The following is a 21,915-nucleotide window of genomic DNA, read 5'->3' as shown; positions in this document are numbered from 1 at the left end:
CAATCCACACCGAACGGGAAGGCCCTCACCCGTTCAAGATCCCTCAGCTGAGACCTGGCTCACCCGTCCACAACCTCCCGAGACAGAACAGCTAGGGACGCAGAGCCCGTAGGAGGAGGTCGGCCAGGTGGTCGGCGACCTCCTGCGGGCTCATCGGTCCGTCGGGGCGGTACCAGGTCGACAGGTGGTGGACCGAACCGAAGTGGTAGTCCACCACCAGGTCGGCCGGGGTGGCCCGGGAGAAGACCCCGGCCTGCTGCCCCTCCTCGATGAGCGCACGGAAGCGCTCGTGGTAGCGCCGCCGCTCGGCGCGCACCTGCTTGTTCTTCTCCGGGCTCAGATGGTGCATGGAGCGGAAGAAGATCATCGCGTCGTCGAGGTTCTCGATGGTCGTGACGACCACGTCCGCCGCCGCGCCCCGCAGCCGCTTCTCGATCGGCTCGTCGGCGTTCGCGAAGGCGTCGAGACGGTCCTGCTGGACGCGCAGCATGCGCGCGTACACCTCGTGCAGGAGGTCGTCCTTGGAGCCGAAGTAGTGGTACAGCGCACCCTTGGTGACGCCGGCCGCCTCGACGATCTCCTGCACGGAGGTGCGGTCGTAGCCCTGCTCGGCGAAGAGCCGGGTAGCGGCGGCCAGCAGCCGCTGCGGGACGGGCGTACCGTCTCCGTCCGTCGTCCTGGGCACTGTGCCGCCACCTGCCTTCCGGGCGTTCTGCCGTGTTCCGGTGTTCTATTCGCTTGCTTGCCTGCGGGAACGAAGCTCCCGACGGAGGATCTTCCCACTCGCCGTCTTCGGCAAGTCGGGCAGGATCTCCACCTGCCGCGGGTACTTGTAGGCGGCCAGTCTCTCCTTGCAGTACACCGCGAGTTCGTCCGGGTCCGTCTCGGCGCCCGGACGCAGGCTGATGTACGCCTTGACGGTCTCGCCACGGTACCCGTCGGGCACCCCGACCACGGCCGCCTCGCGCACCGCCGGATGTGTGTACAGCACGTCCTCGACCTCGCGGGGCCACACCTTGAAGCCGGACGCGTTGATCATGTCCTTCTTGCGGTCGACGACGTAGAGCCAGCCCTGCTCGTCCATGAACCCGATGTCGCCGGTGCGCAGTTCGCCGTCCGGGAAGGTCTCGGCGGTCGCGTCGGGGCGGCGCCAGTAGCCGGGGACGACCTGCGGCCCGCGCACCAGGATCTCCCCCTGCTCACCGAAGGGCACCTCGCGCCCCTGGTCGTCCACGATCCGTACGACGGTCTCCGGCCCCGGCAGTCCCACGGCCAGCGTCCCGGACACCGGGTCGACCGGCGCCTCCAGACCGGGCGGCACGGAGGCGCAGGGCGCGGTGCACTCGGTCAGCCCGTAGCCGTTGCGGATGTACGGCCCGAATCCCGCCCGGAACTTCTCCACCAGCGCCGGCGGCACGGGCGCGCCCCCGCTGGAGATGTTGACGAACGACGAGAAGTGGTCCGGCGTGCAGTCCGGGTGCGCGGCCAGCGCCATGAACGCCGTCGACGGCCCCACGGTGTAGTGCGGCCGGTGCTCGGCGAACGCCTCCAGCACGACCCCCGCCTCGAAGCGGTACGTCAGCACGAGCGTCCCGGCGCTGTTGAGGCAGGCGCCGAGCTGGCACACCATCCCGGTGATGTGGAACAGCGGGGCGAGCGCGTAGTAGACGGGCGCGTCCGGCAGGGCGAGGCCGGTCCGCTGGCGCTCGGCGTTGTACATGATGTTGCCGTGCGTGTTGGTGGCGCCCTTGGGCGTGCCGCTGGTCCCCGAGGTGTAGCTGATCAGCGCGATGTCGGAGGGGCCGAGGTCCCGTCCGGCCGGCGCCTTGTGCCCCGCGCGCGCCACGGCCACCAGGTCCTCGGCGTCACCGGTCTGCGGCAGCCGCTCGAAGCCCAGCACGCGCGCGTCGTCACGCGTCTGGAAGTCCAGCTCGCACCCGGTCAGCACGATCCGCACCGGCGAGTCGGCGGCCGTCCGGCGCAGATACGACTCCCAGGCGCGGTCGGAGCACACGAGTGCGGCCACTTCGCCGTCCCGCAGGACGTGGGCGACCTCCCCCGACTTGTACATGGGGTTGACGGGCACCACGACCGCCCCCGCCTTCCACGCCCCGAGGAGAGCGAGCACGAAGTGCGGGGAGTTCTGCAGCAGGATCGCCACCCGGTCACCGCGCTCCAGCCCCTGGGCGGCCAGATACCCGGCCACCGAGTCGCTGAGCTCGTCGACCTCGCGGTAGCTGATCCGTCCGTCGAAGTAGGCGAGGAAGTCACGGTCGGGCGCCTCGGCGACGGACCGCCGCAGGGCGTCCACCAACGAGTCGACCGGTTCGATGGGCGCCCGCTGGGCGTCGTTCAGCAGCGCCACCCACGGCTTGTCCGCGTAACCCGACCCGCTCATCGCACCTCCTCCCACTTCTGCTGGATGTGGTTCATGTTGGTCAGCCACTGGTCGGGGCTGGTGGCCCTGGCCCGGTAGTACCCGGCGACCTCGGGGTGCGGCAGGATCAGGAACCGGTCCTCCTCGATCCCCTTGAACAGCGCGTCCGCCACGTCCGCCGGTTCGATCGCGGTCGGCTGCAGCACCAGGTTCCCGGCGCTCCCGGTGGCGGCCAGCATGTCGGTCCGCACCCCCTGGGGACAGATGGCGTGCACCTTGATCCCCCGGTGCCGATAGGTGAGCGACAGCCACTCGGCGAAGGCGTAGGCCCCGTGCTTGGTGACGCTGTACGAGGGCGCCCCGATCATGGTCAGCAGCCCGGCGGCGGACACGGTGGAGACGAATCGGCCCGCTCCGCGCTCCAGCCACCCCGGAAGCAACGCCTCGGCGGCCCGCACATGCGCCATGACGTTGACGTCCCAGGCGGTCGCCCAGGACTTCTCGTCGGCGGACAGCCCGTGGGCCCCGTCCTCGAAGGCGACCCCGGCGTTGGCGCAGTAGACGTCGACGACCCCGCCGAGGGCGTCCCGTGCGTCGCCGACGACGGAGGAGGCGTCACCGGGCACCGCGATCCCACCGATCTCGTCGGCGACCGCCTTGGCCCGGTCCCCGTCCAGGTCATTGACGACGACCCGGGCCCCTTCGGCGGCGAACCTCCGGGCCAGCGCGGCCCCGATCCCGCCTCCGGCGCCCGTCACAACCACACCGGCACCCTGAACGGCTTCCACCATCGGTCTCCTTCGACTGCGGCTCGGCTCCATCCCCGCGACGGCCAGACTAACCGGTCGGTATGTCCAAAGGAAGGGTGACCGAAATGCCCTCAGGGGCGCGGGGCCGTATCGATGTGCTCCGCCGCGCGGGCGCGACAAGCCACGAACAACCGCAAGCTTCCTCCCGACCAGCGGGAGCCATACCGTGCCCCCCATGCGCCTATCCAGACGAGCATTCCTCGCAGCGACAACGGCAGCAACACCCCTCACCACCGCACGCCCCGCCTCCACGTCCCCACGCCACCTCCAAACCGGCTTCGAACGCCTCGCCTCGACCGGCTACACCCCCCTGAAAAACCAATCCGTCGGCATCGTCACCAACCCCACTGGCGTGACCAGAGACGTCCGCCACATCGTCGACGTCATGCACGAAGACCCCCGCGTCAACCTGACGGCAGTCTTCGGCCCGGAACACGGTTTCCGCGGCACCGCCCAGGCCGGCGGCTCGGAAGGCCGTTACGACGACCCGGCGACCGGCCTCCCGGTCTACGACACGTACCTCAAGAGCGGCCGCGAACTCGCCGACGTCTTCACGGCGTCCGGCGTCGACACCGTCGTCTTCGACATCCAGGACGTCGGCGCCCGTTTCTACACGTACATCTGGACGCTCTACGACTGCATGGAGGCGGCCCAGCTCGCCGGGAAGCGCGTCGTCGTCCTCGACCGCCCGAACCCGGTCACCGGACGGTCCGCCCAGGGCCCGGTCCTGCACAAGGAGTTCGCGAGCTTCGTGGGCCGCCGGCCCGTTTCCCAGGCGCACGGCATGACGGTCGCCGAGCTGGCGCGGCTGTTCAACGGGGAGTTCCTGACGACTCCGGTGCCCCTGGAGACCGTACTCATGACGGGGTGGAGGCGCTCGGAGTTCTACGACGCCTCCGCGCTCCCCTGGGTGCCGCCGAGCCCGAACATGCCGACGCCCGACACCGCGCTGGTGTACTCGGGCACCTGCATGTTCGAGGGCACCAACCTCTCCGAGGGGCGCGGCACCACCCGCCCCTTCGAACTGCTCGGAGCCGACGGGATCGACGGCCGCTGGGCCACCGCCGCGAACGAACTCGCCCTTCCCGGCGTGCACTTCAGGGAGGCGTACTTCGCGCCGACGTTCTCGAAGTTCCAGGGCAGGACCATCGGCGGCGTCCAGATCCACGTGCACGACCGTGCCGCCTACGACCCCGTGCGGACCGGCATCGCGCTGCTGGTGACCGCGAAGAAGGTGTGGAGCGGCTTCGCCTGGCGCTCCGACAACTGGATCGACAAGCTCACGGGCTCCACGCACGTGCGGACCGCGATCGACGCCGGCGCCGGCACCGACGAGGTGGTGGCCGGCTGGCAGGACGAACTCGCCGCGTTCCGGCGGACCCGAAGGAAGTACCTTCTCTACACATGAGTCCATAGAACCGAGTCACGCCGTATGGCCAATCTTGTCCCTCCGCAGGACGATGCGCCCACAGCGCACCGCTACGGGGGACGAGGGGGCCGTGATGGCACAGCCGACAATGAGCGTGACTCCGTACTGGGAACTGACCTTCGACGCGGACGGGGACGTCGACGGGCAGGAACGGGACCGGCTGCTCACCGAGGTGACGCGGCGCGGCGTGCGCGACCTGATCGTCTTCGCGCACGGCTGGAACAACGACCGCTCGGGCGCGACCCGGCTCTACGGTCACTTCTTCGCCCCCGTCCCGCACCTCGCGCCGCAGGCGAGGATCGGGTACGTCGGCGTCGTCTGGCCGTCGATGCGCTTCTGCGACGAGCCGATCCCCGACTTCCCGAAGTCCGTGGTGGCCACGGAGGCGGAGACGGCACCCGGGGACGCGCTGGACAAGGACACCCGGCACGCGCTGCTGGAGACGTTCCCCGGGCGGGCCACGGTCGTCGACCAGATCGCGCGGATGCTGGAGCAGCGGCCCGCGAACGGGGTGGAGGAGTTCGGGCGGCTGGTGCGGCTGCTGGTGGAGGTCGTACCGGGCGGGCCGCAGCCGCTGTTCGCGGCGGACACCCTCGCTGGGGGCGTCCCGCAGAGCGAACCGGTGCTGTTCACCGGGGACTCCGAGACGCTCTGCTGCGACTTCGCGCAGGCACTGGCCTCTCTCCGGTCCGGTGCCGGGGCGGAGGGCTTCACGCTGCCGAATCCCTGGGACGGGGCGAAGGAACTGCTGCGGCAGGCGACGTACTACGCGATGAAGCGGCGCGCGGGGACGGTCGGCGAGCGCGGACTCGGGCCGGTCGTCGGGCGGCTGGCCGCCGCCGCGCCCGGGGTGCGGGTGCATCTGGTCGGGCACAGCTTCGGCGGGCGGCTGGTGTCGTTCGCACTGGGCGGGCTGCCCGAGGGGGTGCGGACGGTGAAGTCGGTGACGTTGCTCCAAGGGGCCTTCTCGCACTACGCGTTCGCGGCCCGGCTGCCGTTCGACGCGCACGCGGGAGGGGTGCTGCAGGGCCGGCAGAACCTGATCGACGGTCCCCTGGTGTGCTGCTACTCGCACTTCGACTCGGCGCTCGGCACGCTGTATCCACTGGCCTCCCGGATGGCGGGCGACGCGGAGGGCCTCGTCGAGGGGCTCGATCCGGGGTCGGTGCTGGGCGCCAAGTGGGGGGCGATGGGGCACGACGGGGTGCAGGCGGTGCCCGGTACGCGCGCGTACACGCTGTCGGACGCGCTGGCCACCACGCTGCCCGCCTCGGGGTGCGTCAACATCGACGCCGCCGAGGTGGTCAGGCGCGGCGACCCGCCGTGCGGGGCGCACAGCGACATCGTGCACCCCGAGCTGGCGCGGGTGGTGCTGGCGGCGGGCCGCATCCGCTGACCCGCCGCCCGTGCTATGTCACACAGCACTCACCGTTCGTCACCGATTCTCACCGGTGCGAGGTGTACTCCACCACCTGCTGGAAGGTGGGCCGGTTCTGCCAGCTGATGTTGTAGTGCTTGATGCCGCCCAGGGTGCGCTGGACGATCGAGTCGGCGCACCACTGGTCGCCCGCCGAGCACAGCGAGTCCCCGGGGTAGACGGTCGACGCGGACAGGCCGGCCGCGGTCTTCAGGGTGCTGATCAGGACGTCCCGGCAGCCGCTCACGGTGCCGTCGCCGCAGAATTTCTGCGGCAGGCCGCCCTGCACCGACTGACCGAGCACGGCCCGGATGTCCTTGTCGACGTAGCTCCACCAGCCGTACTGGAAGGAGCTTCCCGCGTGTGAGCCGGTGGGCCCGTGCGCGGCCGACGGGGACTCGTCGATGGGCAGGTTGTTGGTGATGTCGGTGTACAGGTCACTGCCGAGGCCGGGCTGGAACTCGGCCTTCACCAGCAGCGGCCACCAGGCGTCGAGGATGCGGATGGCGTCGGCGTTGGCGTAGGTCTTGGAGCCGGCCGAGGTCTCCGTGCGCTTGCCGCCCGCGGTGACCCACGCCTGCAGCTTGCTCACCGCGGCGGCGGCCGTGGAGTCGGTCACCGTACTGCTGTTGATGACCTTGAGCAGTTTGGGCAGGACGTCCTCGGCGCGCAGGTCGGTGAGCGACGCGTCGGCCATGGCCTGCACCAGCTTGGTTCGGGTCACCCCGCCGGCCGCGACCAGCTTCTTGACCCGGTCCTCCAGCAGGTTGCCGCGGTGCACGGAGCCGTCGCCCCAGCTGGCGGTCGTGTAGTTGAGGGCCTGTTTGTTGTTCCAGGAGATGTAGTAGTCCTGGTCGACGGAGTTGGGGTGCTGGGACGCGGGCGTGTAGTCGGCGGTGTTGGTGGTCGGGTTCCAGTTCTGCCACTCGTAGGCGGCCTGTCCCCACACCGGGAACTCGGGGTCGACGCCGCTCGGGCGCACCGGGTTGTCACCGCTGTTGTAGTACGCGGTGTGCTGGGAGTCGGCGTAGAACCAGTTGAAGGTGTAGTTGATGTGCTGCGCGGCGGCCTGGAAGTCCGCCGGTCCCTTCACGAAGTCCGGGTCGTTGAGCATCTCGAAGCCGATGATCGAGTCGGCCTCGTGCATGTACGAGGAGCGCAGGGTGGTGTAGGCGACCTTCTTGCCGCCGACGGTCGCCCGGTACTCCACGGGTCCGTACTTCGTCTTCCACACCCGCATGGTGTACGACCCCGCGGCCGTGCCGTCGGCCGTGGTCGGCTTCCAGGAGTTGGCCTGTTCGACCTTGTCCATGGCCGTGCAGGTGCCGTGGTACAGGTAGTGGTAGTCGTCCTGGCACAGCTCGACGGCGTAGGTGTCGATGATGTCCTGGCCGGAGGTGGTCGCTGACCACGAGTAGTCCTGGCCGCGGCCGAGTTCGACGTACATGCTCAGGCCGGCGAAGGAGGCGCCGCGGGCGCTGATGCCGGGGCCCTGGATCTCCTGGAGCATGAGCAGCTGGGGGGCGAAGTAGCCGGTCTGCGGTCCGAAGACGGCGATGGGGTGGCCGCTGGCCGTGTACTTCCCGCTGACCACCAGGGCGTTGGACATACCGCGCTTGGCTGAGGAGAGGGCGGTCGCCGTGGCGGCCTGGGAGGCGGCATTGGCGCTCTGGCCGGCACCGGTGCCGGTGGCGTCGTAGACCAGCGGCTCGGTGGTCACCGAACCGGCGTCGGGCAGGGCCTGACCCTGGGCGGTGGCCGGCTTGGTGCCGTACGGGAAGCTCTCGCCGTTGTGGACGGTGACGACGGCCTCGGGGTCGTTGCGCTCGCGGAACGACTCCCAGACCTTGGTGCCCTGCTCCACGCCGTACTTGGACTGCGCGGCGAGCAGGGAGATCGCGTTGTTGACCTCACCGCCGCCGCCGGAGCCGAACAGCGAGCCGATCACGGAGGCCAGCGCGACCAGGTCGGTCAGCTTGAAGTGGTCGATCGTACCGGCGTTGGTGATCGAGTCCTTGTGGCCGGTGAGGACGTACTCGCCCGGGAAGTAGCGGCCCGAGTCGGAGGCGTCGATGTAGGAGTTGATGCCGGCGATGTAGGCGTTGGCGTCCGCGAGGGCCTGCTGGCCGCGGGCGCCGGCGTTGGCGACGGCGTTGTCGATCTGGGCCTGCAGGTCGGCCTCGCTGTAGGGGGCGTTGCGGTAGAACTCCTGCTCCAGGCCCTGGTTGGAGGCGGCGCCGCCCGCGAAGGTGGTCAGCTGGCCGCGGCCCACGTGCCGGAAGACGTCCATCAGCCACAGCCGGTCCTCAGCGGCGGCATACCCGGCGCCGAACTCGGTGCCGTATCTGGTCGTACCGGTGATGTGCGGTACGCCCGTCTTCTTGTCGCGGACGATCGTCACATCGGTGCGGCCCGCCGGCTTCTCCGTGGAGGCGACTTGATCGGAAGCGACCCCGAACGACGCGTCGTTGAAGAAGGTGTTGATCTTCGCGTCGGTCAGGCCCGAGTACCCGGTGGCGAGGTTGGCGTAGGGGCCGAGCTGGTCCTCGGCGTGGTCGGGCTGGGAGCCGAAGGCCTGGTTGAGGAGGATCTGCGCAAGGGTCGCGTTGCCGTTCTCACCTGGCGGCAGGATGTCGGAACACTGGCCGCCGCAGTAGTCGTTGGAGGCCGCGGCCGAGGCCGGGGCCTGGGCCAGTGGGGACAAAAGACCTGCAATCAGGACGCATATGGATGCGGACTTCAGGAACCCGGTGAGTCTGCCGGGAGTTCTCAGTCTGTCGAGGGTGGTGCGCACGGTACGCCGAGGCATGGCAGCTCCTGCCGACGAGGGGTGTGCCGGGACGTTACCGCCGGTATCCCCGGGATTGAAGATGAACAATCGTCAAGTTTTGGCAGTCGGCGCGTCGGCTTATGGAGGTCATCGGAAATCGGATGGAGCCGAATCGTGTGTCGATACGTCTATTCGGCGACGTCGTGTGAAGTCACGCGAAGTCCGTGTACGACGACGCCGAAGTGACCGAAGTACAGGTGCAGGTGTGACGGAGGTGCAGGGCGATGGCCGGTTTCCGGAGTCTGGCGAGACAGGTCCGCGACCCGCGGTGCGATCTGGCACTGCGGCGGTACTCACTGCGCAAGTGCCTTGAGCGGTTCGCTCCTTACGGGCACAGGGCGACCTGGGACCATTTGTGCTCCCGGGCAGGGTTCGGTCCCGAGGACCGCTCCCCCGACCCAGCGCGGCTCGTGGCCGCACTGGAGGAACTGGAGGAGGCGCGTTCGGTCTGGCTGGCCTACGAGGTCGAGTTCGCCGAGCGGCGTCGCAAGGAGAAGCACGACGGGCTGCGCAGGCCGGGCAGTGTGGACGACTGGCACCGGCTGACCTGGGGCGGCTTTGGAGTGGCGTGGTGCGACGACCCGCGGGTTCACCCCCGTGAGCCGCTGGCCGAGGTACTGCGCCGACTGATCTCCGCGCTGGAGCGCGAACCGGGTGCGGAGTGCCCGGTCTGCGGCACGGAGCGGCTGATCTGGACCTACGACCTGGACCACGAACCCTCTTCGGGTCCGGTCTGCACTCACTGCGGAATCCTGGTGCCACGGCCCGTGCTCAAGCCCGAGGCCCTGGCGGACGCGAGGCGCGGCAGGCTGCTGGTGTCGGCCTAGTACGGCGGGGGTGCGCCGGGGATGCCGCACCCCCTGTTTTCCACAAGCGCCGCGTTGTCCACAGGCGGGGCCCGCTCACGCACCGTTGTCGGTGGCGGCTGGCAGGCTTGAGACATGGTGCAGGTGTGTCTCAACGGACCGCGGGGAGCGGCCGACGGCGCGATGGTTCCGCTGACTCCGGAGGCGATGGCCGAGTCGGCGGCGCGGGCGGTCGCGGCCGGGGCCACGGACGTCCACGTCCACCCCAAGACCCCGTGCGGACGGGACTCGTTGTCGCCCCGGGTGCTCGCGCCGACGCTGGAGGCGATACGGGCGCGGGTGTCCGTGCCGGTCGGGGTGACGACGGGCGCCTGGGCGGAACCGGATCCCGCGGCGCGGCTCGCCCGGATCCGGGAGTGGACGGTGCTTCCGGACCACGCCTCGGTCAACTGGCACGAGGAGGGCGCGGAGGACATCGCCGCCGCACTGATCGAGCGTGGCGTGGGTGTCGAGGCGGGCGTCTGGTCGGGCACGGACGGCGCCGCCCGATTCACCCGCTCGCCCCTCGGCCCAAGGGTGTTGCGCGTACTCGCCGAGGTGACGGACACCTCGCCGGACACGGCCGAGGCGAGCGCCGATGCTCTCCTGGCCGACCTGGGCCGGGCCTGCGGCCGCCCCCTCCTGCTGCACGGCGAGGACGGCGGGGCCTGGCCGGTACTGCGACTGGCGGGGCGGCTGGGGCTGCTGACCCGTATCGGCCTGGAGGACACCCTGCTGCTCCCGGACGGCGAACGAGCCCTGTCCAACGCCCAGTTGGTGGCGGAGGGACTGAGCCAGTACGGCGGCGCGCGACGGTAGCACCCGTAAATCCGCTCGCTCCACCCTTTTCCCGTCCGGACAGTTGGGAGGCGATGAAACCGAACTGAGCGCCCCAGGAACCGAGGAGTCCCATGTCGACGCTGCGCGTCACCGCCGAAGTGCTGACCGTCCACGAACACCCCAACGCCGACGCTCTCGAACTGGCCCAGGTGGGTCTGTACCGGGCGGTCGTCGCCAAGGGCGCGTACCGCACCGGCGAGGCGGCCGTGTACATCCCCGAGCAGGCCGTGCTGCCGGCCGCTCTGATCGAGGAGCTGGGGCTGACCGGGCGGCTGGCGGGTCCGGACTCCGACCGGGTGAAGGCGGTCCGGCTGCGCGGTGAGCTGTCGCAGGGCATCGTGTGCCGGCCGAAGGCGCTGGCGGACGTCGATCTCGAGCGGGCCGCTGTGGAGGGCACCGACTTCGCGGAGACGCTCGGCATCACCAAGTGGGTGCCGCCCATCCCGCCCACGATGAGCGGTGAGGTCGAGTCCGCGCCCGATCTGCTGCCCTGGGTGGACATCGAGAACCTCCAGCGGTTTCCGGACATCTTCACACCGGGCGAGGATGTGGTCCTGACCGAGAAGCTGCACGGTTCGGCCTGCCTGCTCACGTATCTCGCCGACGCGGGCCGGGTGCACGTGTCGTCCAAGGGGTTCGGCGCCAAGTCCCTCGCCCTGAAGGAGGATCCGCGCAACCTGTACTGGCGTGCCGTGCGCGGGCACGGTGTCGCCGAGGCCGCGGCGCGGCTGGCCGAGCGGCTGGGGGCGCGCCGGGTCGGGATCTTCGGCGAGGTCTACGGGGCGGGGGTCCAGGACCTCACCTACGGCGCCGACGGGCGACGCGAGAGCCTCGGGTACGCCGTCTTCGACGTGTCCGCGGAGATCGACGGCACCGTGCGCTGGCTGGACGCGGCCGAACTGCTGGGCGGGGAGCTGACGTTGGTGCCCCGGCTGCACGAGGGGCCGTACGACATTGACCGGGTGCTGGAGATCGCGAGCGGGCGGGAGACCGTGTCGGGGCGCGGGCTGCACCTGCGCGAGGGGGTCGTCGTCCGGCCCACCGTCGAGCGGTACAGCCCGGTGACCGGGGGGCGGGCGATAGCGAAGGCGGTCAGCCCGGCCTATCTGACCAGGAAGGGCGGGACGGAGTACGAGTGAGGGTGCACAGCCCTCCGCGGGGGCGGCGCGGTTCTACTGTCGCCGCCCCTGGCGGTTCCCCCGCCGCTCCACCATGAGCCGCGACCCGGTCAGGCGGTCGCCGAAGACGTCGTCCGGGTTGGACAGGACGCAGGTGTCCAGGGAGAGGCAGCCGCAGCCGATGCAGTCGGTGAGATGGTCGCGCAGACGGTTGAGCTGGGTGATGCGCTGGTCGAGTTCGGAGCGCCAGGCCTCCGAGAGACGGGCCCAGTCCTCGCGGGTGGGGGTGCGTTCCTCGGGGAGTTCGGCGAGGGCCTCGCGGATCGTGGCGAGGGGGATGCCGACGCGCTGGGCGGCGCGCACGAAGGCGACCCGGCGCAGGGTGTCGCGGTGGTACCGGCGCTGGTTGCCTGCGGTGCGCCGGCTGGTGATCAGGCCCTTGGACTCGTAGAAGTGCAGGGCGGAGACGGCGGCGCCGCTGCGCGTCGCGAGCTGGCCGACCGTGAGCTCGTGGATCTTCTCTGGAATCTGGGGCACTCATCGAACCCTACCCACCCCGTCCGGCCACGATCCGTTGACATGGGGTCCCGACCCGACCATGCTAAGCAGTTGCTTAGACATTTGTGCGGGACATCAGCGGTGTGGACACAGAGGCACACAGGAAGGCCGGGACATGGCAGAGCCGAGGATCTTCTCCTCCGCCGACGAACTGAAGGCGGCGGTGGGCGAGCAGCTGGGGTACAGCGACTGGCTGGAGATCGACCAGAAGCGGATCGATCTGTTCGCGGACGCGACCGGCGACCACCAGTGGATCCACGTGGACCCGGAGAAGGCCGCGGCGGGGCCCTTCGGCACGACCATCGCGCACGGTTATCTCACCCTCTCGCTGCTCCCGTTCTTCGGCCCGCAGCTGATCAAGGTCGAGGGCGTGAAGATGGGCGTCAACTACGGCACCAACAAGGTCCGCTTCCCCGCCCCCGTCCCGGTCGGCTCCCGGCTGCGCGCGACGGCGACGATCAGCAAGGTCGAGGACGTGCCGGGCGGCGTCCAGGTGTCCGTCGCCTTCACCGTGGAGCGCGAGGGCGGGGACAAGCCGGTGTGCGTCGCGGAGTCGGTGTCCCGGTACTACGTCTAGCGGGGACTACTTCGAGGCCCCGACCATCCGCAGCACGAGGTCGGCGTAGAGCGCGCCGACCTCGTCGGGCGTCCAGGGGCCGTCGATGCTGAACCAGCGGGCCACGTCGACGCAGAGCGAGAGCACCGCCAGGGTGGTGCCCTTGACGTCGAGCACGTCGAACTCCCCGGACGCGATGCCGTCCTCCAGGATCCCGCGCACCTCGGCGTCGCACTGCCGGCGCAGCGCGACGATCTCGGCGCGGGCGTCCGGCCCGAGCGAGTCGAGCTCGTACTGCACGACCCGCGCGGTGGTACGGCCGCCCGCGTGCCAGCGGACGAAGGAGCTGACGGCGTCGGCGAGCCGCTCGGCCGCGGTGCCCTCACGCCGGGACGCCGTCCGCAGGATCTCCAGCGCCTTGGTGTGGCCGATCCGGCTGATGCGGTGGAGCAGCTCTTCCTTGGTCTTGTAGTGGATGTAGAGCGCGGCCGGGCTCATACCGGCCCGGCCCGCGATGTCACGGGTCGTCGTGGCGTGGTACCCGCGCTCGGCGAAGGCCTCCACGGCGGCGACCAGCAGCCGCCGGGCCGCGTCGGGCGTGACCTCGCCCCACGGCGCCACTTCGCCGCCGGCCGTCTCCTCCGCCGTACTCATCGCTCGCTCGCCCCTCTCGCCGACATGAGCTCCCACCATACCGCCCAAGGTGAGCGAGCGCTTAGAGTGCCCGTTCAGAGCGGTCCGGCCGGTCAGAGCTTCTCGAACGGGTGGAAGGCGCGCTCGGTCGCCTCCTGCCGGTCGCGGATGACCTTGGCGAGGGTGAAGGCGGAGGTCACGAGGTACAGGACGGCGATGCCCAGGAAGGCCCGGACCCAGGCGTCCGCGTTCAGCTTGAAGATGCCGATGGCGGTCGCGACCATGGCGACCGCGAAGGAGGCGACGGCCTGGCCGTAGAAGGCGGCCGTGTTCTGCTGCTTGCCCGGTGTGTCACTCATGGGGACAAGCGTCGGCGGATGTGGCCGGTCCCACATCCGCCGAAGTACCTAGGGAGTACTCAGAACTGAGGGCGGTTCAGAAGGCGGAGACCCCCGTCAGCGCGCGCCCGATGAGCAGTTTCTGGATCTGGCTGGTCCCCTCGTACAGGGTCATCACACGGGCGTCCCGCAGCAGCTTGCCCGCCGGGTACTCGTCGATGTAGCCGTAGCCGCCGAAGACCTGCAGCGCGTTGTTGGCGGCGCGCACCGCGGCCTCGGAGGCGAACAGCTTCGCCTTGGAGGACTCGACGGCGAAGGGCTGTCCTCGGTCGATCAGGTCGGCGACCCGCCAGGTCAGCAACCGGGCCGCGTCCACGTCGACGGCGATGTCGCTGATCAGCTCCTGGACGAGCTGGTGATGGGCGATGGAGCGGCCGAACTGCTCGCGCTCACCGGCGTACCGCACGGCGGCGTCCAGCGCGGCCTGGGCTATGCCGACGCACCCGGCGGCCACCGACATCCGCCCCTTGGCGAGGGCCGACATGGCGACCGAGAACCCCTTGCCCTCCTCGCCGAGCATCGCGGAGGCGGGCACGCGGACGCCCTCCAGGGCGAGTTCGGCGGTCGCCTGGCCGCGCAGGCCGAGCTTGCCGTGGATGGTGCGGCGGGTCAGACCAGGGGTGTCGGCCGGGACGAGGAAGGCGGAGACCCCCTTGTGGCCGGGCGCGTCCGTGGAGCGGGCGAACAACAGCACCACGTCGGCCCAGGTCCCGTTGGTGATGAACATCTTGGTGCCGTCGATGACGTAGTCGTCACCGTCGCGCACGGCGCGCGTGGTCAGGTTGCCGGCGTCGGAGCCGGTGCCGGGCTCGGTGAGGCCGAAGCAGCCGACGTACTCGCCGGCGGTGAGTCCCGGCAGCCACCGCCGCTTCTGCTCCTCGCTCCCCCAGGCGGCGATCGTCTTCGCCACCAGCCCGAGCGAGACGGACACGATCCCGCGCACGGACGAGTCGCCCCGACCGAGCTCCTCCGTCACGAGGCAGTAGGCGAGGTGGTCGCCGCCTGAGCCGCCGTACTCCTCGTCCACGGTCAGCCCGAGGAAGCCGACCTCGCCGAGCTTCTTCACCACGGCCCGGTCGACCTCCTCGGCCCGGTCCCAGTCGACGACATGGGGAGCGATCTCGCGGGAGACGAAGTCCCGGGCCAGCTGCCGTACGGCCGTCTGCTCCTCGCTCAGCCCCAGGTTCACCACGGGATCACCCCACTTGAAATTCGTACCTTTGAAATCCGCACATTTAAATTAGCACTGCTAGTTTCTCTTCGCAGCCCTACTATGTGCGCCATGGCCCGACCGCGCAAGCCCCTGCTGAGCACCGACCGGATCGTCGAGACGGCACGCGCGCTCGTGGACGCGGAGGGCCTGGCGGCCGTCTCCACCCGGCGGCTCGCGGCGGAGCTCGGGGTCAGCGGGCCCTCGCTCTACAACCACTTCCGCACCAAGGACGAGATCCTCGAAGCGGTCGCCGACTCGGTGAGCACGCAGGTCGACCTGTCGATGTTCGAGGACGGCCGCGACTGGCGGACCGCGCTGCACGACTGGGCCGTCTCCTACCGGGACGCCCTGCGCGACCACCCCAACATCGTCCCGGTCCTCGCGACCGGCCCCGGCCGCCGCCCGGCCGGCCTCCGGCTCGCGGACGCGGTGTACGGCGCGATGGTCGACGCCGGCTGGCCACCGGCCCAGGCGACGTCGATCGGAGCGCTGATGCGGTACTTCATCATGGGCTCGGCGCTCGGCTCCTTCGCCGGCGGTTTCGTGGACGACGCGACCGCCTACGACCCCGCCGACTACCCCCACCTCGGGCAGGCCCACCTCCTCGCCGAGCAGCAGGAGAAGATCGACGAGCGGGCCTTCGAGACGGGCCTGACGGCACTGCTGGACGGACTTTCCCAGCAGTACGAGCAGGTACGGCGGCCGGTGTAGCGACCTTTCGGCGGGCGCCGAAGTGTCCGTACCCCATCCTGGGACGCATGACCACGAGGGATCCCCAGGCACCGCGGCTGGCCGGGCTCGCCGGGCTGATCGCCGACGAGACACGGGCCGCGTGTCTGCTCGCGCTGCTGGACGGACGGGCGTGGACCGCGGGTGAGCTGGCCCGGCACGCCGGGGTCGCTCCGTCGACGCTCAGCGAACACCTCGACAAGCTCGTCACGGGCGGCCTGCTGACGGAGGAACGCCAGGGCCGGCACCGGTACGTCCGTCTCACGGACGCGCGGGTCGCCCACCTGGTGGAGGACCTGGCGGCACAGGTACCGCCGGGAGACGCCGTACGGCCGCGGGGGCTGCGGGCGTCGAGCGCGGGGTCCGCGATGGCGCGGGGGCGGACCTGCTACGACCATCTGGCGGGGCGGCTCGGGATCGCGGTGACCGACGGGCTGACCGCGCGGGGGCTGTTGCGCCAGGACACGGGGTTCGCACTCACGGATGCGGGGGTCGACTGGTTCGGGGCCGCGGGTATCGCGCTGGCCCCCGGGAGCCGACGCCCATTGGCCCGCGCCTGCCTGGACTGGACGGAACGCCGACCGCACCTGGCCGGTCTGGCCGGGGCGGCGCTGTGCCGGCATGCGTTCTCGGTGGGGTGGTGCGTGCGGATCGGCACCGAGCGGGCTGTGAAGGTGACGGATGTCGGTGAGCGGGCCCTGTGGGAGCTGTTGGGGATCGAACCGGGGGCGTTGCGGTGAGGACGGCCGGGGGGAAGGCGGGTCGGTTGTGTGCCGAGTGCGGGTGAGTGGGGGCCGGTCGCGCAGTTCCCCGCGCCCCTAGAGATGCAGCCGTTCCTTCAGGGGCACGGGGAACTGCGCGACCGGCCACAACCAGCCCGCACCCGGCACGACACCCCAGCCGCCCTCCCCCACCCCACCGTCCGATATCCGCCAGCCGTCACTCCTCGCCGTGCCTAACCTCAGGAGCATGATGAACGCCAGTCCGACGACGAACCGCGCCGGCATCCACGCGGCGGCCGCGGCTGCTGTGACCGTCGTGCTCTGGGCCTCCGCCTTCGTGTCGATCCGGAGTGCCGGAACCGCCTACTCCCCCGGCGCCCTCGCGTTGGGACGGTTGCTGTCCGGCTCCGTCGTCCTCGGCGTCATCCTGGTCATACGGAGGGCAGGACTCCCGCCGCGCTCGGCCTGGCGCGGCATCCTGATATCCGGCGTCCTCTGGTTCGGCTTCTACAGCGTCGTCCTGAACTGGGGCGAGCAGCAGGTCGACGCCGGCACCGCGGCCCTGGTCGTGAACATCGGCCCCATCCTCATCGCCCTGCTCGGCGCGAAGATCCTCGGCGACCCCATGCCGCCCCGTCTGCTGGCGGGCATGGCGGTGTCGTTCGCCGGGGCCGTCGCCGTCGGACTGTCGATGTCAGGCGAGGGCGGTTCCTCGGTGCTCGGCGTCGTCCTGTGTCTGCTCGCCGCGATCTCGTACGCGGCCGGAGTCGTCGCCCAGAAGCCGGCGCTGGGACAGGCCGGCGCCCTCCAGGTGACGACCTTCGGCTGTCTGGTCGGCGCGGTGCTGTGCCTGCCGTTCGCCGGGCAGCTGGCCCACGAGGCGGCCCGCGCACCCGTGTCGGCGACGCTCAACATGGTGTACCTGGGCGTGTTCCCGCTGGCGCTGGCGTTCACGACCTGGGCGTACGCCCTCGCCCGTACGACCGCCAGCCGCATGGGCGCGACGACGTACGCCGTCCCCGCCCTGGTCGTACTGATGTCCTGGCTGGCGCTCGGCGAGGTGCCGGGGCTGCTGACCCTCGCGGGCGGGGCGCTGTGCCTGGCCGGCGTCGCGGTGTCCCGGTCGCGGCCCCGGGCGGCGGCCCACACCGACCTACCCGAGCCGCAGCACGAGCAAGTGCCGTGAACCGGGCCCCCGCACCGCTCAGAAGACCACGACCGCCCGACCGCCCTTCCCCGCCAGCATGTTGCTGACCCTCCCGGGCGGGGCCCTGTGCCTGGCCGACGTCGCGGTGTCCCGGTCGCGGCGAGCATCGTCGTGGCCGAGCCGCAGCGCGAGGAGGTGCCGTGAGCCGAGGCAGCGGCCTACCGGTCAGAAGACCACGAGGGCCCGGCCGCCCTTCCCCGCGAGCATGTTCTCGAAGGCGGCCGGGATGCCGTCCAGGGCGATCCGTTCGGTGACCAGCGCGCCCAGGTCGAGGCGGCCGGAGCGGACGTGGTCGGCCAGGACCGGGAGGTCCTTCGCCGGGTCCGTGTTGCCGTAGACGCAGCCCGAGAGGGTGCGGCCCCAGTGGAAGATCTCCAGCGCGTTGAAGGTGACCTGCTGGTCCTTGCCGCCGATGCCGACGACCGTAGTACGGCCGCCTCGGCGGGTGGAGTCCCAGGCGGTGCGGATGGTCGCCGCCCGGCCTACGCACTCGATCGCCGCGTCGACGCCCTGCTTGCCGGTCAGCCCCCGGATCTCGCGGGCCGTGTTGTCGGACGCGAGCACGTAGTCGGTGGCACCGGCCGCGCGCGCCAGTTCCTCCTTCTCCGGGGAGACGTCGACCGCGACGATGCGGGAGGCTCCCGCGATACGGGCCCCTTGCAGGGCCGCCAGGCCCACTCCACCGACGCCGTACACCGCGACCGTCTCGCCGGGCTGGACCTTCGCCGCGTGGTGGACGGCGCCGTAGCCGGTGAGGACCGCGCAGCCCAGCAGGGCCGCGTCGGTGAGGGGGACGCCGTCGGGGAGGGGCAGGACACAACCCGACGAGACGACGGTCTCCTCGGCGAACGCGGCCACGTTGAGCCCGGGATGCAGCTCGGTGCCGTCGGCGGTGCGGGCGTACACGTCCGCCGCGCCGTTCAGGGCGTTGGCGCACAGCCAGACCTCGCCCAGCGAGCAGGCGTGGCAACTGCCGCAGGACGGGGCCCAGTTGAGGACGACCTCGGCGCCCGGGGCGACATGCGTGACGCCCTCCCCGACGGCGACGACCGTGCCGGCCCCCTCGTGGCCGAGCACGGCGGGCACCGGCACCCGCATGGTGCCGTTGGTCAGGGACAGGTCGGAGTGGCACACCCCGGCCGCGGCGAGCCGCACCCGGACCTGGCCGGGGCCCGGGTCGGGAAGCTCGATGTCCGTGATCTCCAACGGGGCGCCCACTGCGGGCAGTACGGCTGCGCGAACCACGGAAACGCTCCTCAGAACTGCAGGGACTTGGTCTGGAGGTACTCGGCGAGACCGTGCGTGCCGAGCTCGCGGCCGACGCCGGACTGCTTGTAACCGCCGAAGGGGGCCAGGGGGTTGAAGCGGCCGCCGTTGATGTCGACCTGCCCGGTGTCCATCCGGCGGGCGAAGGCGACCGCCTCCGCCTCGTCGCCGGCCCACACGGCACCCGCGAGGCCGTACACCGTGCCGTTGGCGATGCGCAGGGCGTCCTCCTCGTCCTCGTAGCGCAGGACGGACAGAACCGGGCCGAAGATCTCCTCCTGGGCGACGGTCATCTCGGGCGTGACGTCCGCGAGGACGGTCGGGGAGACGAAGTAGCCCTGCTCGCGCGGAGATTCGGGTCCGCCGGCGACCAGCCGCGCTCCCTCCGCGACACCCTTCTCGATGTAGCCGAGCACCCGTGCCCGCTGTTTGGCGTTCACCACGGGGCCGATGCGGGAGCCGTACTTCGCGGCGGCGGTGGCGGCCAGCTCGACCGCCTCCTCGTACTGGTCGCGGTGCACCAGCATCCGGGTCCAGGCGCTGCACGTCTGGCCGGAGTTGGACATGACGTTGGCGACGCCGACGTTGACCGCCTTGGCCAGGTCGGCGCTCGGCAGGATGACGTTGGCGGACTTGCCGCCCAGCTCCAGGGCGACCCGCTTCACGGCAGCGCCCGCCGTCGCGCCGATCCGCCGGCCCACGGCCGTCGACCCGGTGAAGGAGACCAGGTCGACATCCGGGTGCTCGGCGAGGGCCTGCCCGGCAACCGGTCCGAGCCCGGTGACCAGGTTGAAGACACCGGCCGGCACACCCGCCTCGTGGACCGCCTCGGCGAAGAGCTGGGCAACCAGCGGGGTGTCCTCGGCGGGCTTCAGCACGACGGTGCAGCCCGCCGCGAGCGCCGGGGCGACCTTGGCGACGATCTGGTGGAGCGGGTAGTTCCAGGGCGTGATCGCGCCGACCACGCCGACCGGCTCCAGGTAGACCGTGGAGTTCCCGTGCTTCTCCTCGAAGGCGTACGTCGTCGCCAGTTCGGCGTACGAGCCCGCCACGGCGATCGGCACGGCGGCGTGGACGTTCTGCGAGAACTGCGGCGGCGAGCCGAGTTCGGCGGTGACCGTCTCGGCGATCTCGTCCTTGCGGGCGACGAGGACGTCCCGCAGGGCGGCCAGCCGCGCGCCCCGCTCGGCGGGCGGGGTGGCGGCCCAGCCCGGGAAGGCGGCGCGGGCGGCCCGTACCGCCGCGTCCACGTCCTCGGCCGTCCCCGCGGGGACATGCCCGATGACCTGCTCGTCCACCGGGTTCACGACGTCGATCACGTCCCGGCCCGCGGCGGAACGCCACTCCCCGTCGATGTACATGCCGTCATGTGCCTTCATGGTGCTCCTCAGGGCAGCGCCGCGGTTCGCGTCCCAACCTACCGACAGCCACATAAACTAGCGACGGTAGTTTTGAAACGCCAGACACCGCCGTCCGTGAGCACCGTCAGCCGTCGAGCTCGGGCAACCTCGCCGGAGCCGGGCAGATCCGCTCACCATGCTGGTCGAAGACGAACAGGTGGGCGATGTCGACCAACAGCGGCACCTGGAGTCCCCGGCGCAGATCGATGTCGGGCGTCGTGCGGACCACCAGATCACCGGGGAGACGCGGCTCGGCCGGGGCCGGGGCCGGGACCGGCTCCGCGTCCCGCGACTCGCCGTCGAGCACCACCACGGGCCCGGCGCGCAGTGCCTCCGCCCGGTCCTTCAACCGGCCCAGGACGCTCGTCCCCCCGCGTCTCCGCCGGACCTGCCTCCCGGGGCGCGGGGCCTCCAGATCCGGTACGACGGCGGGCTGGGAACCGGTGTTGAAGTGCACCAGCACCTCGTGCCCCTGGAACTCCACATGCTCGACCAGCCCGGTCAGCGGCACCTCCCCCGGCCGGGCGGAGCTGTGCTTGGCGATACGGACGGCCTCCGAACGCAGCCCGACGATCACCTCCCGGCCCTGCTGGACCCGGAGCAACTGGTGGTCCAGGGACAGCGGTTCGGGCAGCCGCAGGAACTGTTTGCCCAGGCTGATGGTCATCGCGCCGTCCAGCGGGGCCCGCACCAGGCCCCGCAGCAGATTGATGCGGGGGGTGCCGATGAAGGCGGCGACGAAGATGTTGCGGGGCAGGGCGTAGACCGTGCGCGGGCTGCCCACCTGCTGCAGGACGCCGCCGCGCAGTACGGCGACCCGGTCGCCGAGCGACATGGCCTCGGACTGGTCGTGGGTGACGTACACCGTGGTGACGCCCAGCTCCCGGGTGAGCGCGGCGATCTCGGCGCGCAGATGGTTGCGGAGCTTGGCGTCGAGGTTGGACAGCGGCTCGTCCATCAGGAAGGCGGAGGGGTGGCGGGCGATGGCCCGGCCCATGGCGACACGCTGGCGCTCGCCGCCGGAGAGCTGGCTGGGGAAGCGGTCCAGGAGGTCCTCGATGCCGAGCATGCGGGCGGTGGCGTCGACCCTGGGGCGCGGGTCCTCGCCGGGGTTCTCCACCCGCAGCGGGAAGCCGATGTTGCCGCGGCCGGTCATGTTCGGATAGAGGGCGAAGTTCTGGAACACCATCGCCATGTTCCGCTCGGACGGCAGGAGTTCGCCCGCCTCCTCGCCGTCGAGCAGCAGCCTGCCCTCGGTGATCTCCTCCAGTCCGGCGATCATCCTGAGCACCGTGGACTTCCCGCAGCCGGAGGGCCCCAGCAGGACCAGGAACTCGCCGGGCCGGATGTCCAGCGACAGCCGGTCCACCACGCGGACGCCCCGCGTGTAGGTCTTGGTCACGTCGTACAGAGAGATGGCGCGTGTCATGTCCGGTGCCCCCGAGGGCTGCAGGCGCTGGTGCTCCGCCGTCCGATGGCCTCGTGCGGGTCGTACGAGGTCTGTGGGTCACGGAAATTAACGGAATGTGTGCGGCCGGGGGAAGAGTCAGAGCGGTTCGGTTCGGTCC

At 70.9% G+C, this 21,915-nt stretch carries 20 protein-coding genes; 9 read left to right on the top strand and 11 right to left on the bottom strand.

Annotation, left to right across the window (positions count from 1 at the left end; all coding sequences use genetic code 11):
- Nucleotides 1–91: 91 nt before the first annotated feature.
- From ABZZ74_RS28200 to ABZZ74_RS28190, 3 genes are read right to left on the bottom strand one after another with little or no spacing between them, the layout of a single operon-like run.
- On the bottom strand, nt 92–685 hold the full coding sequence (locus ABZZ74_RS28200; protein WP_356769533.1) for a TetR/AcrR family transcriptional regulator: 594 nt from the start codon (nt 683–685) through the stop codon (nt 92–94).
- A 45-nt stretch (nt 686–730) separates the two neighbouring features.
- Nucleotides 731–2,398, bottom strand: a complete 1,668-nt coding sequence (locus tag ABZZ74_RS28195) for an AMP-binding protein (protein ID WP_356769531.1) — start codon at nt 2,396–2,398, stop codon at nt 731–733.
- Nucleotides 2,395–3,168 carry an SDR family oxidoreductase gene (locus ABZZ74_RS28190; protein WP_356769529.1) on the bottom strand — a complete coding sequence of 258 codons (774 nt, stop codon included), beginning with the start codon at nt 3,166–3,168 and terminating at the stop codon, nt 2,395–2,397. Before ABZZ74_RS28190 ends, ABZZ74_RS28195 begins: the two co-directional genes overlap by 4 nt.
- A gap of 193 nt (nt 3,169–3,361) precedes the next feature.
- On the opposite strand from ABZZ74_RS28190, the gene ABZZ74_RS28185 reads away from it, so the two are divergent.
- Both ABZZ74_RS28185 and ABZZ74_RS28180 read left to right on the top strand, forming a co-directional pair.
- Nucleotides 3,362–4,594: a DUF1343 domain-containing protein gene (locus ABZZ74_RS28185; protein ID WP_356769527.1), complete on the top strand. Its 1,233-nt coding sequence runs from the start codon at nt 3,362–3,364 to the stop codon at nt 4,592–4,594.
- Nucleotides 4,595–4,688: 94 nt separating this feature from the next.
- Nucleotides 4,689–6,011 (top strand): serine-threonine protein kinase, encoded by a 1,323-nt coding sequence (locus ABZZ74_RS28180; RefSeq protein WP_356769525.1) that lies wholly within the window; start codon nt 4,689–4,691, stop codon nt 6,009–6,011.
- A gap of 49 nt (nt 6,012–6,060) precedes the next feature.
- Here the strand turns inward: ABZZ74_RS28180 and ABZZ74_RS28175 are convergent, their stop codons facing one another.
- Nucleotides 6,061–8,841, bottom strand: a complete 2,781-nt coding sequence (locus tag ABZZ74_RS28175; protein ID WP_356769523.1) for a penicillin acylase family protein — start codon at nt 8,839–8,841, stop codon at nt 6,061–6,063.
- A 245-nt stretch (nt 8,842–9,086) separates the two neighbouring features.
- Between ABZZ74_RS28175 and ABZZ74_RS28170 the strand changes: the two genes are divergently transcribed.
- From ABZZ74_RS28170 to ABZZ74_RS28160, 3 genes are all read left to right on the top strand, one after another.
- On the top strand, nt 9,087–9,689 hold the full coding sequence (locus ABZZ74_RS28170) for a hypothetical protein (protein ID WP_208780989.1): 603 nt from the start codon (nt 9,087–9,089) through the stop codon (nt 9,687–9,689).
- A 114-nt stretch (nt 9,690–9,803) separates the two neighbouring features.
- A complete protein-coding gene (locus ABZZ74_RS28165) occupies nt 9,804–10,526 on the top strand; it encodes a 3-keto-5-aminohexanoate cleavage protein (RefSeq protein WP_356769521.1) in 723 nt (240 codons plus the stop codon).
- 92 nt (nt 10,527–10,618) lie between these two features.
- Nucleotides 10,619–11,686 (top strand): RNA ligase (ATP), encoded by a 1,068-nt coding sequence (locus ABZZ74_RS28160; protein WP_356769519.1) that lies wholly within the window; start codon nt 10,619–10,621, stop codon nt 11,684–11,686.
- Between the two features lie 33 nt (nt 11,687–11,719).
- Here the strand turns inward: ABZZ74_RS28160 and soxR are convergent, their stop codons facing one another.
- Nucleotides 11,720–12,202, bottom strand: a complete 483-nt coding sequence (gene soxR, locus ABZZ74_RS28155; protein ID WP_356769517.1) for a redox-sensitive transcriptional activator SoxR — start codon at nt 12,200–12,202, stop codon at nt 11,720–11,722.
- A 136-nt stretch (nt 12,203–12,338) separates the two neighbouring features.
- Between soxR and ABZZ74_RS28150 the strand changes: the two genes are divergently transcribed.
- Nucleotides 12,339–12,800: a MaoC family dehydratase gene (locus ABZZ74_RS28150; protein ID WP_356769515.1), complete on the top strand. Its 462-nt coding sequence runs from the start codon at nt 12,339–12,341 to the stop codon at nt 12,798–12,800.
- A 6-nt stretch (nt 12,801–12,806) separates the two neighbouring features.
- On the opposite strand, the gene ABZZ74_RS28145 is transcribed toward ABZZ74_RS28150, so the two are convergent.
- The 3 genes from ABZZ74_RS28145 to ABZZ74_RS28135 form a co-directional block, all read right to left on the bottom strand.
- On the bottom strand, nt 12,807–13,433 hold the full coding sequence (locus ABZZ74_RS28145) for a TetR/AcrR family transcriptional regulator (RefSeq protein ID WP_208780994.1): 627 nt from the start codon (nt 13,431–13,433) through the stop codon (nt 12,807–12,809).
- A gap of 92 nt (nt 13,434–13,525) precedes the next feature.
- Nucleotides 13,526–13,771 (bottom strand): YiaA/YiaB family inner membrane protein, encoded by a 246-nt coding sequence (locus ABZZ74_RS28140; protein ID WP_208780995.1) that lies wholly within the window; start codon nt 13,769–13,771, stop codon nt 13,526–13,528.
- A 76-nt stretch (nt 13,772–13,847) separates the two neighbouring features.
- Nucleotides 13,848–14,999: an acyl-CoA dehydrogenase family protein gene (locus ABZZ74_RS28135; RefSeq protein WP_356769545.1), complete on the bottom strand. Its 1,152-nt coding sequence runs from the start codon at nt 14,997–14,999 to the stop codon at nt 13,848–13,850.
- 93 nt (nt 15,000–15,092) lie between these two features.
- On the opposite strand from ABZZ74_RS28135, the gene ABZZ74_RS28130 reads away from it, so the two are divergent.
- The 3 genes from ABZZ74_RS28130 (at nt 15,093) to ABZZ74_RS28120 (ending at nt 17,660) form a co-directional block, all read left to right on the top strand.
- Nucleotides 15,093–15,734 (top strand): TetR/AcrR family transcriptional regulator, encoded by a 642-nt coding sequence (locus tag ABZZ74_RS28130; RefSeq protein WP_356769512.1) that lies wholly within the window; start codon nt 15,093–15,095, stop codon nt 15,732–15,734.
- Nucleotides 15,735–15,781: 47 nt separating this feature from the next.
- Nucleotides 15,782–16,492 carry a winged helix-turn-helix domain-containing protein gene (locus ABZZ74_RS28125; protein WP_356769510.1) on the top strand — a complete coding sequence of 237 codons (711 nt, stop codon included), beginning with the start codon at nt 15,782–15,784 and terminating at the stop codon, nt 16,490–16,492.
- Between the two features lie 232 nt (nt 16,493–16,724).
- Nucleotides 16,725–17,660: a DMT family transporter gene (locus ABZZ74_RS28120; RefSeq protein ID WP_356769543.1), complete on the top strand. Its 936-nt coding sequence runs from the start codon at nt 16,725–16,727 to the stop codon at nt 17,658–17,660.
- 186 nt (nt 17,661–17,846) lie between these two features.
- Here ABZZ74_RS28120 and ABZZ74_RS28115 read toward each other — a convergent pair whose 3' ends face one another.
- The 3 genes from ABZZ74_RS28115 to ABZZ74_RS28105 form a co-directional block, all read right to left on the bottom strand.
- On the bottom strand, nt 17,847–18,926 hold the full coding sequence (locus ABZZ74_RS28115) for a Zn-dependent alcohol dehydrogenase (protein ID WP_356769508.1): 1,080 nt from the start codon (nt 18,924–18,926) through the stop codon (nt 17,847–17,849).
- A gap of 11 nt (nt 18,927–18,937) precedes the next feature.
- A complete protein-coding gene (locus ABZZ74_RS28110; protein WP_356769506.1) occupies nt 18,938–20,326 on the bottom strand; it encodes an aldehyde dehydrogenase family protein in 1,389 nt (462 codons plus the stop codon).
- Between the two features lie 106 nt (nt 20,327–20,432).
- A complete protein-coding gene (locus ABZZ74_RS28105) occupies nt 20,433–21,776 on the bottom strand; it encodes an ABC transporter ATP-binding protein (protein WP_356769504.1) in 1,344 nt (447 codons plus the stop codon).
- Between the last annotated feature and the right edge of the window lie 139 nt (nt 21,777–21,915).

The organism is Streptomyces sp. NPDC006476 (genome assembly GCF_040612015.1).
GTDB lineage: Bacteria > Actinomycetota > Actinomycetes > Streptomycetales > Streptomycetaceae > Streptomyces > Streptomyces griseorubiginosus_B.
The sequence above is the reverse complement of the archived record's forward strand: the minus strand, read 5'-3'. Positions and strand labels throughout refer to the sequence as shown.

Bases quoted from the DNA above. Each gene is read 5' to 3' on its own strand.
- ABZZ74_RS28195 (WP_356769531.1), bottom strand. From the start codon at position 2,398: ATGAGCGGGTCGGGTTACGCGGACAAGCCGTGGGTGGCGCTGCTGAAC.
- ABZZ74_RS28190 (WP_356769529.1), bottom strand. From the start codon at position 3,168: ATGGTGGAAGCCGTTCAGGGTGCCGGTGTGGTTGTGACGGGCGCCGGA.
- ABZZ74_RS28185 (WP_356769527.1), top strand. From the start codon at position 3,362: ATGCGCCTATCCAGACGAGCATTCCTCGCAGCGACAACGGCAGCAACA.
- ABZZ74_RS28180 (WP_356769525.1), top strand. From the start codon at position 4,689: ATGGCACAGCCGACAATGAGCGTGACTCCGTACTGGGAACTGACCTTC.
- ABZZ74_RS28175 (WP_356769523.1), bottom strand. From the start codon at position 8,841: ATGCCTCGGCGTACCGTGCGCACCACCCTCGACAGACTGAGAACTCCC.
- ABZZ74_RS28170 (WP_208780989.1), top strand. From the start codon at position 9,087: ATGGCCGGTTTCCGGAGTCTGGCGAGACAGGTCCGCGACCCGCGGTGC.
- ABZZ74_RS28165 (WP_356769521.1), top strand. From the start codon at position 9,804: ATGGTGCAGGTGTGTCTCAACGGACCGCGGGGAGCGGCCGACGGCGCG.
- ABZZ74_RS28160 (WP_356769519.1), top strand. From the start codon at position 10,619: ATGTCGACGCTGCGCGTCACCGCCGAAGTGCTGACCGTCCACGAACAC.
- ABZZ74_RS28150 (WP_356769515.1), top strand. From the start codon at position 12,339: ATGGCAGAGCCGAGGATCTTCTCCTCCGCCGACGAACTGAAGGCGGCG.
- ABZZ74_RS28145 (WP_208780994.1), bottom strand. From the start codon at position 13,433: ATGAGTACGGCGGAGGAGACGGCCGGCGGCGAAGTGGCGCCGTGGGGC.
- ABZZ74_RS28140 (WP_208780995.1), bottom strand. From the start codon at position 13,771: ATGAGTGACACACCGGGCAAGCAGCAGAACACGGCCGCCTTCTACGGC.
- ABZZ74_RS28130 (WP_356769512.1), top strand. From the start codon at position 15,093: ATGGCCCGACCGCGCAAGCCCCTGCTGAGCACCGACCGGATCGTCGAG.
- ABZZ74_RS28125 (WP_356769510.1), top strand. From the start codon at position 15,782: ATGACCACGAGGGATCCCCAGGCACCGCGGCTGGCCGGGCTCGCCGGG.
- ABZZ74_RS28120 (WP_356769543.1), top strand. From the start codon at position 16,725: ATGAACGCCAGTCCGACGACGAACCGCGCCGGCATCCACGCGGCGGCC.
- ABZZ74_RS28110 (WP_356769506.1), bottom strand. From the start codon at position 20,326: ATGAAGGCACATGACGGCATGTACATCGACGGGGAGTGGCGTTCCGCC.
- ABZZ74_RS28105 (WP_356769504.1), bottom strand. From the start codon at position 21,776: ATGACACGCGCCATCTCTCTGTACGACGTGACCAAGACCTACACGCGG.